The 13867-nt window shown below is 57.2% G+C and carries 13 protein-coding genes; 7 read left to right on the forward strand and 6 right to left on the reverse strand.

What is annotated here, in order from left to right; all coding sequences use genetic code 11:
• Positions 1–52 precede the first annotated feature (52 nt).
• The 3 genes from K3556_RS04380 to K3556_RS04390 form a co-directional block, all read right to left on the reverse strand.
• A complete protein-coding gene (locus K3556_RS04380) occupies positions 53–841 on the reverse strand; it encodes an ATP-binding cassette domain-containing protein (protein WP_260518514.1) in 789 nt (262 codons plus the stop codon).
• Between the two features lies 1 nt (position 842).
• The gene (locus K3556_RS04385; RefSeq protein ID WP_260518515.1) at positions 843–1964 is read right to left on the reverse strand and encodes an ABC transporter permease; all 1122 of its coding nucleotides are present in this window, start codon (positions 1962–1964) and stop codon (positions 843–845) included.
• A 90-nt stretch (positions 1965–2054) separates the two neighbouring features.
• Positions 2055–3005 (reverse strand): sugar ABC transporter substrate-binding protein, encoded by a 951-nt coding sequence (locus K3556_RS04390; RefSeq protein ID WP_260518516.1) that lies wholly within the window; start codon positions 3003–3005, stop codon positions 2055–2057.
• Positions 3006–3193: 188 nt separating this feature from the next.
• Here K3556_RS04390 and K3556_RS04395 point away from each other — a divergent pair, with 188 nt between their 5' ends.
• Positions 3194–4201: a LacI family DNA-binding transcriptional regulator gene (locus tag K3556_RS04395; protein ID WP_260518517.1), complete on the forward strand. Its 1008-nt coding sequence runs from the start codon at positions 3194–3196 to the stop codon at positions 4199–4201.
• A gap of 2 nt (positions 4202–4203) precedes the next feature.
• Here the strand turns inward: K3556_RS04395 and K3556_RS04400 are convergent, their stop codons facing one another.
• From K3556_RS04400 to K3556_RS04410, 3 genes are read right to left on the reverse strand one after another with little or no spacing between them, the layout of a single operon-like run.
• Positions 4204–5337 carry a Gfo/Idh/MocA family protein gene (locus K3556_RS04400; RefSeq protein ID WP_260518518.1) on the reverse strand — a complete coding sequence of 378 codons (1134 nt, stop codon included), beginning with the start codon at positions 5335–5337 and terminating at the stop codon, positions 4204–4206.
• A gap of 12 nt (positions 5338–5349) precedes the next feature.
• On the reverse strand, positions 5350–6243 hold the full coding sequence (locus K3556_RS04405; RefSeq protein WP_260518519.1) for a sugar phosphate isomerase/epimerase: 894 nt from the start codon (positions 6241–6243) through the stop codon (positions 5350–5352).
• A 19-nt stretch (positions 6244–6262) separates the two neighbouring features.
• Entirely contained in the window at positions 6263–7366 is a 1104-nt protein-coding gene (locus K3556_RS04410) for a Gfo/Idh/MocA family protein (protein WP_260518520.1), read from the reverse strand.
• Between the two features lie 123 nt (positions 7367–7489).
• Between K3556_RS04410 and iolD the strand changes: the two genes are divergently transcribed.
• The 6 genes from iolD to iolG are packed head-to-tail and all read left to right on the forward strand — an operon-like array spanning position 7490 to position 13852.
• A complete protein-coding gene (iolD, locus tag K3556_RS04415) occupies positions 7490–9358 on the forward strand; it encodes a 3D-(3,5/4)-trihydroxycyclohexane-1,2-dione acylhydrolase (decyclizing) (protein WP_260518521.1) in 1869 nt (622 codons plus the stop codon).
• Positions 9358–10197, forward strand: a complete 840-nt coding sequence (locus K3556_RS04420; protein ID WP_260518522.1) for a phytanoyl-CoA dioxygenase family protein — start codon at positions 9358–9360, stop codon at positions 10195–10197. The genes iolD and K3556_RS04420 overlap by 1 nt, the downstream gene beginning before the upstream one ends.
• Entirely contained in the window at positions 10194–11171 is a 978-nt protein-coding gene (gene iolC, locus K3556_RS04425; protein WP_260518523.1) for a 5-dehydro-2-deoxygluconokinase, read from the forward strand. The genes K3556_RS04420 and iolC overlap by 4 nt, the downstream gene beginning before the upstream one ends.
• An 11-nt stretch (positions 11172–11182) precedes the next feature.
• Entirely contained in the window at positions 11183–12025 is an 843-nt protein-coding gene (locus tag K3556_RS04430; RefSeq protein WP_260518524.1) for a 5-deoxy-glucuronate isomerase, read from the forward strand.
• Positions 12022–12852, forward strand: a complete 831-nt coding sequence (locus tag K3556_RS04435) for a class II fructose-bisphosphate aldolase (protein ID WP_260518525.1) — start codon at positions 12022–12024, stop codon at positions 12850–12852. The genes K3556_RS04430 and K3556_RS04435 overlap by 4 nt, the downstream gene beginning before the upstream one ends.
• Position 12853: 1 nt before the next feature.
• On the forward strand, positions 12854–13852 hold the full coding sequence (gene iolG / locus K3556_RS04440) for an inositol 2-dehydrogenase (protein ID WP_260518526.1): 999 nt from the start codon (positions 12854–12856) through the stop codon (positions 13850–13852).
• Positions 13853–13867 lie beyond the last annotated feature (15 nt).

A 13867-nucleotide genomic window follows, 5' to 3' on the forward strand; every position in this document is an offset into this window, starting at 1 on the left:
ACAACTCTCGCCAGCGAGTGCACCAGCGAGAGTTCGTTTAAGTTGCGTGACCTTAGACAGTGCCGCCCAAGCTGCCTTCCAAGGCAACAAGTTCCTGGCCACCCGCCATCAGGTCCTGCAATTCTTCCGGCGTTATCTGACCGCGTTGGGCCGTTCCCAGCGTTTGCCCCCGGTTCAGAACTGTGAACCGGTCGCCGACTGCCATGGCGTGGCGCACATTGTGCGTGATAAACACGACCGCAATGCCTTGCTTGCGAACCTTGGCTACAGTGGCCAATACGTTCGCTGTCTGGCGCACGCCCAAAGCCGAGGTTGGCTCATCAAGGATCAGTACCTTGGCACCGAAATGGACGGCACGGGCAATCGCCACCGTCTGACGCTCGCCGCCGGACAAGGTGCCCACCGCTTGATCAGGGCCGCGCAGGTTGATACCCATTTTGCTCATCTCTTCCATGGTGACCCGATTTGCGTAATCGTGATCGAAGAAATTGAGCGGCCCCACCTTTTTCACCGGCTCATTACCCATGAAAAAGTTCCGACTGACTGACATCAGCGGGATCATCGCCAGATGCTGGTGCACTGTCGCGATCCCTGCTGCAATCGCGTCGCGTGGGTCAGCGAAATGCAACGGCTTACCTTCAAATTCGATCTCGCCTTTGGTGGGTTGGTGCACACCGGACATGGTTTTGATGAAGGTCGATTTACCGGCGCCGTTGTCGCCCAGAAGGCAGTGGCACTCGCCCGGAAAAACATCAAGCGACACTCCGGCCAAAGCAATAACGGACCCGAAATGCTTTTCGATATTCTTCATTTGGATGATTGGTGCGTGTTCGGGATTCATATCAACGCTCCCCTGTAATGATGCGACGGATATAGGTGTTCAGGATCACCGCAAACAGCAAGATCACACCAAGGAACACGCGGAAAAGGCTGCTTTCGACGCCCGCAAAGAACAACCCTTGCTGCACCACGCCGAAGATGAGCGCGCCTAGCGCGGCCCCCAGTACGGACCCGTAACCACCTGTTAGCAAGGCCCCGCCGATAACCACCGCGATGATTGCTTCGAACTCTTTCAGCAATCCCCGGTCAGACCCGGCAGAGCCAAATTCCATCACCTGGCAGGTCGCAAAAACGCAGGCACAGAATGCTGTAAACATGAACATGCTGATCTTAACCTTATTTACGGGCACGCCTGAATTGCGGGCGGCTTCGGCATCGCCGCCAGCAGCAAAGATCCAGTTCCCGAACCGCGTTTTGGTCAACAGAATATGGCCAACAAAAACCAGAAGAATGGCCCAGATAATCAGCATGGGAATTCCATCGACCACGGGCTGACCTTTGCGGGTGCCACGCTCAAATGTGGCGATGATGCCAGCTTCTCCGAGCCATTCGAAAATGCCGCCCAAAACCTTGCCACCGAACATTGCGGCCAGCCAATCACCTTCGGCAACGTCTTTGATGCCACCGATGATCGTTTTCCGCTCAATCTGTTGCGGTAGGAAAATTGCAAAACCACGCAGAATGAACAGGAAGGCGAGGGTCACGATGAAACTTGGAAGTCCAGTACGAACAACGATGAAACCGTTAAGCCCCCCAATCGCGATACACAGGGCGAATGTCACAAGAATGGCCATCCAGACAGGCCAACCCAATGTCACCGAGAAAATCGCGATCAACATGCCCGCAAAGCCGATCATTGAACCGACCGACAAGTCGAACTCGCCGGCGATCATTAACAAGCAAGCACCAACGGCGATGATCATGAATTGCGCCGAGACGATCGACCAGTTCATGACCCCTTGGCTGTTGAACATGCCGCTGTCGAAAGCGAATAGCAGAAAAAAGGTGAACACGGCGATGGTGCCTACGATACCGCCCAATTCGGGTCGGATCATGGCTTCGCGGAACCTGGAACGGGTCTTGATCCGTTCGTCGACCTCCGCTGGAGTTTGTGCGTTGGACATAATAACCTCATGCGTCCTTGGATCGGACATGATGTTTCAGGATACAATAAGGGCGGCCAAATTGCTTCGGCCGCCCCTTTAGCGGTAAGTTTAGCGGTATTCCCCCGCAAACTCTTCAATTTTGGTCAACCCGTCCGCGGTTACGAAACCAGGGCCGGAGTTGATGTTGTTGCCCGGCAAAACGCCATAGCGGTGGAAGTTGGTCATCACCACAACTGGCAGGTAAGCCTGAAGGAAGGGTTGTTGGTCGATGCCCCACTGGATCACGCCGGACTTGATGCCCTTAACGATCTCGCCACCCAGGTCGAACGTCCCGAAGTAGATGTCACCGGCCATGCCGTTTTCTTCAAGCGCCAGCAGCGTCGGATCGGCCGAGGTCGGCCCAAGCGTTAGAACCGCATCTGTGTCCGGGTTGGCTGAGAGATAAGCCAATACACGGTTTTTGATCTCGGCAGGGTCTTGGCCGGCGTCAATCATCTGGTCACCCAGTTCGATGCCCAGCCCGTCAGCAAAACCTTGGCAACGCTCTTGCGAGGACGGCTGTACAATATAGTGGTTTACGCAAAGGAAGCTGCCAATGCCATCGCCTTTGGCGCGCATACCGGCGGCATGGCCTGCATCATATTCCGGCTGACCGACATACATCAACGCGCCGACTTCGCGTGCCTGATCGGGCGTGCCAGTGTTCATGATGATCACGTCTACGCCGCTATCGACGGCCGCTTTGATCGGGCCACTCAGCACGTCATAATCGGCCAGGGTCGTAATGATCCCGTTCGGGCCAGACGCCGCAGCCTGTTCGATGATCCGAGCCATATCGGCAAGGTCACCAGTTGGCGGGTTGCGGTATTCAACCTCTACACCCATCTGCTCGCCAGCAAGTGCGATGCCGTTCTTAATGGTGTTCCACCAGCTGTCACTGTCAGGCGCGTGGCTGACCAGAATGTATTTCTCTCCGTCCGCATGGGCGCTGGTGGCAGCCATCAGCGGGGCAGCGGCAACCGCCGTGACCAACGCCAGTTTTTTAATAAGTGAGTTCATCTTTTCCTCCCAGAAGTTCACCGATTTTAGGCGAAAGGGCGGTCTTCTCCGCCTCTTCGACTCAAGGTAAAGCACATCTGGCGACGTTTTGCAACCGGTTGCAAAAAGTCTCCGGACAATTCATGCTGCACGTGTTTGTGAAACCGGATAAAAGGTTTGGAACAAGTTCCTAAAGGAGGATGTACCGCATGGCCGTTACGTTGAAAGAGGTTGCAGCACGGGCTGGCGTTTCGCGCTCGGCGGTGTCGCGGACCTTCACCAACGGCGCATCGGTCTCCGACAAGATGCGTCGCAAAGTCGAGAAGGCCGCGCGCGAATTAGGCTACAGCCCGAATGCTTTGGCTTCCTCGCTCACAACTGGCCGCACGAAACTTATTGGTCTGGTGTCCAACAACTTCCACAACCCGATCTTCTTGCAGGTGTTCGATCTGTTCACCCGTGGCCTTCAAGAAAGGGGATTGCGACCATTGTTGGTCAATCTGACCGATGAGATCGATCCAGAACAATCGGTCCGCATGCTGCGTCAGTATTCCGTTGATGGTGTGGTTGTTGCGTCGTCCACGCTTCCACCCGGCTTTGCCAAAGCGTTTCGTGACGCAGGCGTGCCGGTGGTCCATTCCTTTGGGCGTTATTCCTCTGCACCGCAGGTTCATGTGGTTGGTATCGACAATGTCGAATGTGGTCGCATGGCCGCCCGTTGCCTTGTTGAGCGCGGCTATGATCATATTGCCTTCCTTGGTGGACCCGCAGACGCGACGTCTACCCAAGACCGGTTTTCCGGCTTTATGTCGGAGATGGCAGCACATCCCGAGATTCGGACCAGCCACTCGTTTGCCGACGCCTATTCCTTCGACGCTGGTCGGAAAGAGATGCTGCGCCTTTTAGCTGATGCCCCGGCGCAGGCGTATTTCTGCGGCGATGACGTATTGTCGATTGGAGCGCTTTCCGCAATTTCGGACAGCGGTTTATCCGTGCCGGACGACATTGGCGTCATCGGCCTGAACGACATGGAAATGGCGGGTTGGGAGAATATCGACCTGACTACAATCCATCAGCCGATCCGCCAAATTGTAACCTCGTCGATCGAGTTGATGGTTGCGATGTTGGACGAACCTGACAGATATCCCGAAGCCCGGATATTCCCCTGTTCGGTGGTCGAACGGGGCACTTTGCGCCCCGTCCTGGTCAGCTCATAAACCTAGCGATACATCGGTGGACGCGCATCCATCCAAGCACCGCCATTCTTGGCTGAGGCGACAGCAGTATGGACGGCCGCCATCGACCGCACCCCGTCGGCCGCGTTAGGCAGCCCGTCGCGGGTTTCGCCCCGGATGGCATCAGCCAGATCGCAATAGATATTTGCCACGGCCAAAGGAAACCCTTCAGGGTGAGCGATCGATACGCGCGACAAGCGCTGCGCATCTTCGTGCAATCCGCCTTCGCCTTTTTCGATGATCTGGGTCCGCCCGCCAACAGGTGTATAGATCAGTTGGTTCGGCTGTTCTGACGCCCACCGCAGGCCGCCGGTTTCACCGAAAACCTGTATATCAAAACCGTGCTGACGTCCGATCGCCACTGACGACGTCCAAAGCCGCCCGACGGTGCCGCTGGTCATGCGGAAATTGACCATCGCGTCGTCTTCCAGTTCGCGGCTGGCGATGGTCGAGGCGAAATCAGCAGACAGCTTTTCGACCTCATCATCACAAATAAATCCTGCCATGTGCATCGCGTGGATACCGCAATCAGCGAATTGCCCCGATACACCAGCCATCGCGGGATCATAGCGCCAGCGCACCCGCGGATTGTCCGCGTCCGTTGCATCGCCGTGGTGGCCATGGCTGAAGTTCGTCACGACCAAGCGCACCTTGCCGATCTCGCCAGCGCGCACCATGGCGCGGGCCTGACGCACCATCGGATAAGCGGTGTAGCAATAGTTTACAGCGCAGATTTTGCCCGTCGCCTCGACCACGCGGACAATCTCTTCGCCTTCTGCCACGGTCATGGTCATCGGCTTTTCGCACAGCACATTGAAGCCGGCCTCAAGAAAGGCTTTGGTGATTTCGAAATGCGTTGCGTTTGGGGTTGCCACGGTGACCAGATCGACCTTGTCGTCGCGCCCCTTTTCGCCCTCTAGCATCTCTTTCCAGTCGCCATAGGCGCGGTCAGCAGCGACGCCCAGTCGCTGGGCAAAATCACGACCCGCGTCGGGGCGATGATCAAAGGCACCAGCGGCCAGTTCAAACAGACCATCCGCCTGTGCGCCAAGGCGATGTGCGGGTCCGATCTGGCTGCCTTCGCCGCCACCTATCATACCCCATTTCAGTTTTTTCATGTCAACGGCCCCTTAATTAAAGCCAATAGATTCAAGATATTCTCGGTTCTTGCGCGCATCGCCAACCGGGTCGGGGTCAAGTGTTGGATCACAGTCCTGCTCAACCGTGCACCAGCCTTGGAATCCTGCGTCCAACAACACCTGTCGCACAGCGGGGAAGTCGACATCGCCGTCGCCCAGATTGCAGAAAATTCCTTGCCCGCACGCGTCATAAAACCCCGTGCGTTTGGCGATTACATCCGCCTTCACGTCTGGAGAGATGTCCTTGAAGTGCATATAAGAAATCCGACCCACGTGGCGCTTCAGAAAGGCCACCGGGTCAAAGCCCGCGTAAGAATGGTGGCCTGTATCAAAGCAGATCTTAAGGATGCGTTCATCCACTTCATCCAGCAACCGTTCCAGTTCGGGCTCGAAATCCATGAAGCCGCCAGCATGGGCGTGAATGCCCACAGTCAGCCCATATTCTTCGGCTCCGATCCGTGCGCTTTCGGCGATGCGGTCGCGATAGGCCGTCCACTCGGTTTTATCCATTTGTTCGGCTTCGTCGGCGCGACCAGCTGTCGGCGCGCGGCGTGGTGATATCGAGTCGATCAGCACCAAATGCTGAGCACCATGCGCCTTTAAGGCGCGGGCCGTGCGATGGGTGGCGTCCAACACATCCTCCCATGCATCCGGATCATGATAAGCGCGAAAGACCACGCCGCCGATCAGCTCCAAATCGTGTTTGGCCAAGCCCTCGGCCAAAACAGCCGGATCTTCAGGCATGAAGCCAACAGGACCCAGTTCGATGCCTTTATAGCCCGCTGCAGCGCAGTCCTTGAGGACCGATTGCCAGCTGGGATTGCGCGGGTCTTGCGCAAATTCTACGCCCCAGGAACAGGGCGCATTGCCAATTCTGATTGTCATCCAAGTGCCTTTCTGATGCTCAGAACGTTTCGATATCTTGCCAGCTCTCCGTACGGGACGAGGCCATGGCTGCCGCGATTACGCGGTTGACCTCCATCCCGTCGCGAAAAGTTGGCCAAACAGGTTTGCCGGTTTCGATCGCGGTCAGGAAGTCGCGCGCTTCGATGATGATCTGGTCCTGGTATCCGGTGCCATGGCCGGGTCCCTGACAGAACGGAAGATAGTCCGGATGCGCGGGACCCGTCAGGATCTTGGTGAAGCCACGCGTCGCATCGGGGCCGTCCATTCGGTAAAGCCAGATCGCATTCTGATCCTCCTGATCAAACCGGATCGCGCCCTTGGTGCCGGTAACTTCATAGGCATACCCCATTTTGCGTCCCGTCGCGATACGGCTGAAATACATCTGGCCCATCGCGCCATTTTCAAATCGGCACATCATTTGGGCGTGATCATCATTCGTGACCTGCCCGCCGGGGCGGGAGGTGTGCACAGTTTCGACAGTGGCCATCACGCGGGCAATCGGGCCCAGCAGGGCAAGGGCACCGTTTATCATGTGTGGGGCCAGATCGCCCAAGGTGCCATTGGCTTCTCCGGATGTGCGCCAAGTTGCCGGAGCAGCTGGGTCAGCATAGAAATCCTCTGTGTGCTCGCCGCGAAACCACGTGACGTCACCGATCGCGCCTTCTGCAATCAACTGGCGGGCAAACTGGCTGGCCGGTGTGCGGATGTAGTTGAACCCGACCATGTTGGCCACACCCGATGCCTCGGCTGCGGCGACCATTGCCCGGCTGTCATCCAGCGATGCGCCCAGCGGTTTTTCGCAGAACACGGGCTTGCCAAGAGCAAACGCCGCTTCAGCAATATGGCGGTGGGTTTCTTGCGGGGTCGCAATGACAATCGCGTCGACCTTGGGGTCATTCACCAGTGTTTGCCAGTCATCTGTAGCGCGTTGAAATCCATATGCTGCGCGGTACTTTTCCGCACTGGCCGGTGTCGACGCGCAGACCATCTCTAGCCGGGGGCGCAAGGTGGTATCAAACACTGCGCCAACCGCAGACATGGCGACGGCGTGGGCTTTGCCCATATACCCGCCGCCAAGGATGCCGATCCCGATCTGAACCATGACGTCGCCCCTCTTATATGAAATACAGTTTGCAACCGGTTGCAAAACTTGTATCTTGGGAATCGAATTATCGCAAGCTGCATTCGGCAAAGGGTCGAATTTTCCTGAAGGGTTCGCGCTGACATGACATCGACACAAAACACAATCCAGCTGACCACCGCACAGGCGATTATCCGTTGGCTTTCCAATCAGTTCATTGACATTGACGGGCAAGAACTGCGCTTGTGTGGCGGCGGCTTCGGCATCTTCGGGCATGGCAATGTGACTTGCCTGGGCGAAGCGTTGCACGGGGTGCAAGATGACCTGCCACTTTATCGTGGTCAGAATGAACAAAGCATGGGATTCGCGGCGGCAGGCTATGCCAAGCAATGGCTGCGTCAGCGGTTCATGTTCTGTACGGCAAGCGCTGGGCCGGGCACCTCGAACCTGTTGACCAGTGCCGCGCTGGCCCACGCCAACCGGATGCCGATGTTGCTTCTTTGCGGCGACACCTTCCTGACCCGCTTGCCCGATCCGGTCCTGCAGCAGATGGAAAACTTCAACGACCCGACCTTTGGTGTGAATGACGCATTCAAACCAGTTGTTCGCTATTGGGATCGCATTACCCATCCAGCGCAGGTCATTCAGTCGCTGCCCGCAGCGATAGCCACGATGCTTGATCCAGCCGATTGTGGTCCGGCCTTTTTGGGGCTGCCGCAGGATGTTCAGGGCTGGACATATGAATACCCGTCGGTGTTTTTCGAGAAGAAAGTTCACCGCATTCGCCGACAATCCCCCGATGCGGATGAGGTCGCGGATGCCATCGCGCAGCTTGCAGGTGCAAAGCGCCCCATGATCATCGCGGGTGGGGGCGTGCAGTATTCCCGTGCGGTCGGTGAATTGACCGCTTTTGCCGAAGCACACCAGATCCCAGTCGTGGAAACCATCGCCGGTCGCGCCAATATGGTGGCCACTCACCCGCTGAACATTGGCCCGATAGGGGTTACCGGCTCCGACAGTGCCAATGCGATCGCCGAACAGGCAGACGTGATCGTCGCTGTTGGCACACGGTTGCAGGATTTCACCACCGGATCGTGGACGGCCTTTGCCAAGGACGCGCAATTCATTTCGGTAAACGCCGCCCGACATGACGCGGCCAAGCATATGTCGCTGCCAGTGGTCGGGGATGCAAAACTGTCGCTGGCGACTTTGACCGAGGGGTTGGATTACTCCGCCCCGGCCGATTGGGTCGCCTTGGCGCAAGAGAATAGGCGCACGTGGGATGCCTATGTGGCGGAAAATGTCTCACACGGCAATCGTCCGAATTCTTATGCGCAAGCCATCGGTGTTGTGAACGGTTTGTGCGATCCGCGCGACCGGGTTGTGGCTGCAGCTGGCGGATTGCCTGCCGAAGTCACCGCAAACTGGCGGACGTTGGACATCGGAACCGTGGACGTGGAATTCGGGTTTTCCTGCATGGGTTATGAGATTTCTGGTGCTTGGGGCGCGCGTATCGCGCAGGCGGAACAAGAGCCGGACAATGACACAATCGTTTTTATTGGCGATGGGTCGTACATGATGATGAACTCGGACATCTATTCCTCCGTGCTGAGCCAGAAAAAGCTGATCATCCTTGTTCTGGACAATGGTGGCTTCGCAGTAATCAACAAGTTGCAGAACAACACCGGCAACGAAAGTTTCAACAACTTGCTTGCCGATTGCCCAACCATTCCCGAACCGTTTGGTGTTGATTTCGAAGCCCACGCGGCATCGCAAGGCGCGATCTCTGAGACAGTATCAAATCCCGCTGAATTGGGCGAGGCCTTCACCCGCGCCAAGGCGTCGGATCGCACCCATGTCATCGTCATGAAAGTCGACGCTTATGACGGCTGGACCACCGAGGGTCACACGTGGTGGGAAGTTGGCACACCTCACATCACCGACAGCGATCGCGTGCGCGCCGCCCATTTGGATTGGGAAAGCACACGCACCAAACAAAGAAAAGGTGTCTGATGAAACGTTACACTGCACAAACGGCCGATCCCGCCGAAATCGTTCAAGAGTTGCTGCATGGCGGTGGGGCGGTCGGTATTTCTGGCCTGTTTACACCTGAAGATATCGCCGAAGCGCGTGCAATCGTTATGGCACACTCCGAAAGTGCGGCCGAGAAAGTCACGCATTTTCAAGGTGCTGCCGAAGATGCTGGCAAACTGGACCTGCAACGCAGGGTCTGGAACCTGCTGGCCAAGGGCGAGGTATTCTCGCGTATGGCGGCACATCCCAAACTGATGGAAATCCTTCGCGCCTTTCTAGGCACGGAATTCATTATGGGGTCGATTGCGGCCAACCGCATTCTGCCTGGCGGTCCGGGGCAGGAGCCACATGTGGACTATCCGTATTGGGACTTTCACAAGCCTGAAACCCATCCGGTTGGGCTGAACGGATCGTTTCCGATGAATGCTCAGGTTTCGGTACTGCTGGATCCGTTCACCGAGGAAAGCGGCGCAACGGGTTATGTGCCCGGATCGCAACGGGAACTGCGTTACCCAACAGCCGAGGATCGGTTTCACGACCGCTGTGAACAGATGACCGGACAGCCCGGTGATGTGGCGTTGTTCTATGGAGTAACTTGGCATTGCGCGATGCCAAACAACGCCGATCACGATCGAAGCGCCATCCTCATCCAATACCTGCCGAAATGGGTAAAACCGATGGAGGATATGCCAGCCGCGCTGCCGAAGAAATTCCTAGATCAAGCCAGTCCGGATCTACGCCAGCTTTTGGGTCTGAACTATCCCTATCCGGAAGTTCTGGACGCAGCGCGTGCCGGCAATACGGAGGGACGAGTGTGATCCTGGAAGGTATCGCAAAGCGGAATTTTCTGGTGATTGGGCGGGTTGGTATGGACCTTTCGCCTGACCCTCCGGGCACACGCACGCGGGATGCAGAGTGTATGATGGTTGCGATGGGGGGCAGCAGCGCCAATATCGCAGCAGGGCTGGTGAAGCTGGGATGCCAGTCTGCCTTGGTGACCAGCGTATCGGATGATGCGGTGGGTTGGTATTGTGAGGGTCAGCTGGATGCTTACGGGGTTGATCGCAGCTATGTCAGTCGCATCCGCGGCGAAGAACGAACCTCACTTGCCGTCTATGAAACGCGTCTGGAAGAGCACCAAAGCGTTATCTACCGCAACAACGCCGCCGATTTCCGAATGACCATCGAGGATGTAGAGGCTGTCGACTACTCAGCCTTCGGTGCCTTGATCACAGCAGGCACAGTGTTTGCCGCAGAACCCTCCCGGTCGGCCACGTTTCGGGCTTTTGAACTGGCCAAGGCGGCTGGCCTGCCGATCATATTTGACGTGGATTACCGGCCTTATAGCTGGCCATCGCCCCAGATCGCAGCCGAGGTTCTGTCACGTGCCGGAGCCTTGTCGGACATCATCGTCGGCAATGACGAAGAATTCGGTTTCATGGCCGGCGACATCGCGCTGGGCTTGGACAAAGCACGTGAACTGGCGGCATCGTCTGCTGCGGTTGTCGTTTACAAAATGGGGGCCGAAGGTGCCGTCACTCTGGCCAGCGGCACCGAAACACGCACCGGTATTTTCCCGACCGAAGCTGTGAAACCTACCGGCGCAGGGGACAGTTTCATGGCAGGGTTTCTCGCAGCTCTGGCCGACAGGCACACCATGCACGACGCGGTGCTGCGCGGGTCCGCCTGCGCCTCGATCGTCGTGGCCAAACCTGGTTGCGCCCCCGCAATGCCAAACACCGCCGAGCTTGAAGCTTACCTTGCCTCGCATCCCGGTCCCACCGACTGCTGAAAGGATATCCAATGCATATCGCGCCCCATGACAACCGAAACAAACCCATCGTCGATGTGGACCATGAGCTTGTGCCGCTGAACTACTTCAACATCGTCAAACTGACGAAAGGCGAGGTGTTCGACTATGCTGTGCCAGGTTACGAAACCTGCATCGTTCCGGCGACCGGCACAGTCGACATCGACATCGACGGGGCTTCATTTCCCGCGCTCGGCAATCGCACAGTTGATGTCTGGGACGGCGAACCCGAAGGTGTCTATGTCCCCACCGGGGCGCATGCGCGCATCACGTGCCTGACTGACGCGACCGAAGTCTTTATCGCCGGGGCGAAATACAACAAGGTGCTGGAACCGTTCGACGTGCGCGACAGTGCAATTGACCTGGTTCAATACGGTTCTGACGATACCAAAACGCACCGCAAAATCAAACACATACTGGGCGCGAACCATCACGACAGAGTAGGGCGCTTGTTGGTCAGCGAATTGTATACGGTTGGTCAAGGTGGCTGGTCGGGTTTCCCGTCGCACAAACATGACACGGACAATCTGCCCGACGAAACCCGCCATGACGAGACCTACAATTTCCGGTTCCGTCCGGACTATGGCTCGGGCCTCCAGATGCTCCAGCGCGAAGATAACGAGCCTGGGGACGCCTATCACATCATGAACAGATCAACCGTTCTGATTGACAAGGGCTATCACCCCTGTGCGGTGCTGCCGGGCTATGAGATGTACTATTTCACCATCCTAGGCGGGCTGTCACAGCGGTCGTTGAAACAGTATTTCCAGCCGACCCATGCCGCCCAGCTGCACACGATACCGGGTATCATGGACATGGTGGCAAAGTTCAAATGACGCTTGCGACATTATCGGAGGTGCTTCAGCCCGCGTTGAAGCAAGGATATGCCGTGGCCGGTTTGGTCACGTTGGGCTGGGAAGACATGCGCGCGTTTGTTGCGGCAGCCGAGGCTGAAGATGTGCCGGTGATCCTGCAGGCCGGACCGTCGTGCCGAGAACATACGCCACTGCCCATACTTGGCCGTATGTTTCGCCATTTGGCAGAGAACGCGACCGTGCCGGTCGTCGCGCATCTTGACCACGGCTATACGGCAGAGGAGTGCCAGATCGCGATAGACAGCGGTTTCACCTCGGTGATGTTTGATGGCTCTCGCAAACCCTTGGCAGAAAACATTGCCCAGACTGCGGCGATCGCCAACTTGGCAGGTCAGGCCGGTGTGTCCTGCGAAGGAGAGATCGGTTTTGTCGGCTATTCCGGCGGCGAAAACTCTGCTGGCACCGACCCTGAAGAAGCCGCCCAATTCGCTCGTGAAACTGGTGTGGATGCCATGGCGATCTCTGTCGGAAATGTTCATTTGCAGCAGGACAAGGAAGGCGGTCTGGACATCGATCGCATTCGTTCAATCGAGGCACTGACCACTGTTCCCTTGGTCATCCACGGAGGATCCGGTGTTCCCGTCGCGCAGCGGACCGCACTTGCCCGCACGTCCAGTGTCTGTAAATTCAACATCGGCACAGAGCTCCGCATGGCTTTCGGCCAAGCGTTACGAGATGCGGTGAATGCCGATCCCACTCGGTTTGACCGTGTGCAAATCTTGAAAGAAACCCATGACCCCGTGGTCGCTGCCGCGCGCCGGGTGCTGCAAGCGTTCAAAGGAGCCTGAAATGCTGAAAATCGGATTGTTGGGGTGTGGCCGGATTGGTCAGGTGCATGCGCGGTCAATCGGACAAATCGATGACGCGCGCGTGACTGTCGTTGCCGATGCCTTTGCTGACACCGCGCGGGCGCTGGCCGAGAAGACTGGCGCGCAGGTGATGGACAGCCAAGCCCTGATCGAAAGCCCTGAGGTCGACGCGGTGGTCATTGGTACGCCCACAGACACCCATTACGATCTGATCCACGCCGCCGCTGACGCAGGCAAGGCAATCTTTTGCGAAAAACCGGTGGATATGTCGGCCGACCGCATCCGGGATTGCATCAAAGTGGTCGAGGCGTCAGGCGTGGCTTTTATGACGGCCTTCAACCGCCGTTTCGATCCGAATTTTGCCAATGTACAAGCCCGCATCGCGGGCGGGGATATCGGTCCGGTCGAGATTGTGACCATCCAGTCGCGCGACCCTTCGCCGCCGCCGATCAGCTATATCCAAAGCTCGGGTGGACTGTTTCGGGACATGATGATCCATGATCTGGATATGGCACGCTTCTTGCTGGCCGAGGAACCAATCAGTGTCTTTGCTGTCGGGTCATCGCTTGTTGATCCTGACATTGGGCGTGCGGGAGACGTCGACACCGCTGCCGTCACGCTGACCACAGCCAGTGGCAAGATTTGTCAGATTTCAAATTCGCGCCGCGCAACTTATGGATATGATCAGCGGATCGAAGTGCATGGTGCCTCTGGTATGATCCGCGCTGAAAACATGTTGGAAAATACGGTCGAGATCGCAAGCGAAGCTGGGTTTCGCAAAGCGCCGGCGCAACATTTCTTTCTGGAACGCTATGAGTCTGCCTATCGCGCAGAGATGCAGCATTTCGTGCGCGGTGTCGTTGACGGTGCGCCACTTTCGCCGGGCATCTTCGACGGTCTGCAGGCGCAACTTCTGGCCGATGCTGCGACGCGATCATGGACCGAAGGCAAACCCATCGCGGTGAACGTGGCGGGCTAGACCCTTTGTGGACCG

The sequence above is a fragment of the Aliiroseovarius sp. M344 genome (genome assembly GCF_025140835.1).
GTDB lineage: Bacteria > Pseudomonadota > Alphaproteobacteria > Rhodobacterales > Rhodobacteraceae > Aliiroseovarius.

Coding starts and splice junctions, on each gene's coding strand:
- K3556_RS04385 (WP_260518515.1), bottom strand. CDS start 1,964: ATGTCCAACGCACAAACTCCAGCGGAGGTCGACGAACGGATCAAGACC.
- iolD (WP_260518521.1), top strand. CDS start 7,490: ATGACATCGACACAAAACACAATCCAGCTGACCACCGCACAGGCGATT.
- K3556_RS04395 (WP_260518517.1), top strand. CDS start 3,194: ATGGCCGTTACGTTGAAAGAGGTTGCAGCACGGGCTGGCGTTTCGCGC.
- K3556_RS04380 (WP_260518514.1), bottom strand. CDS start 841: ATGAATCCCGAACACGCACCAATCATCCAAATGAAGAATATCGAAAAG.
- iolG (WP_260518526.1), top strand. CDS start 12,854: ATGCTGAAAATCGGATTGTTGGGGTGTGGCCGGATTGGTCAGGTGCAT.
- K3556_RS04420 (WP_260518522.1), top strand. CDS start 9,358: ATGAAACGTTACACTGCACAAACGGCCGATCCCGCCGAAATCGTTCAA.
- K3556_RS04400 (WP_260518518.1), bottom strand. CDS start 5,337: ATGAAAAAACTGAAATGGGGTATGATAGGTGGCGGCGAAGGCAGCCAG.
- K3556_RS04405 (WP_260518519.1), bottom strand. CDS start 6,243: ATGACAATCAGAATTGGCAATGCGCCCTGTTCCTGGGGCGTAGAATTT.
- K3556_RS04410 (WP_260518520.1), bottom strand. CDS start 7,366: ATGGTTCAGATCGGGATCGGCATCCTTGGCGGCGGGTATATGGGCAAA.
- K3556_RS04430 (WP_260518524.1), top strand. CDS start 11,183: ATGCATATCGCGCCCCATGACAACCGAAACAAACCCATCGTCGATGTG.
- K3556_RS04390 (WP_260518516.1), bottom strand. CDS start 3,005: ATGAACTCACTTATTAAAAAACTGGCGTTGGTCACGGCGGTTGCCGCT.
- K3556_RS04435 (WP_260518525.1), top strand. CDS start 12,022: ATGACGCTTGCGACATTATCGGAGGTGCTTCAGCCCGCGTTGAAGCAA.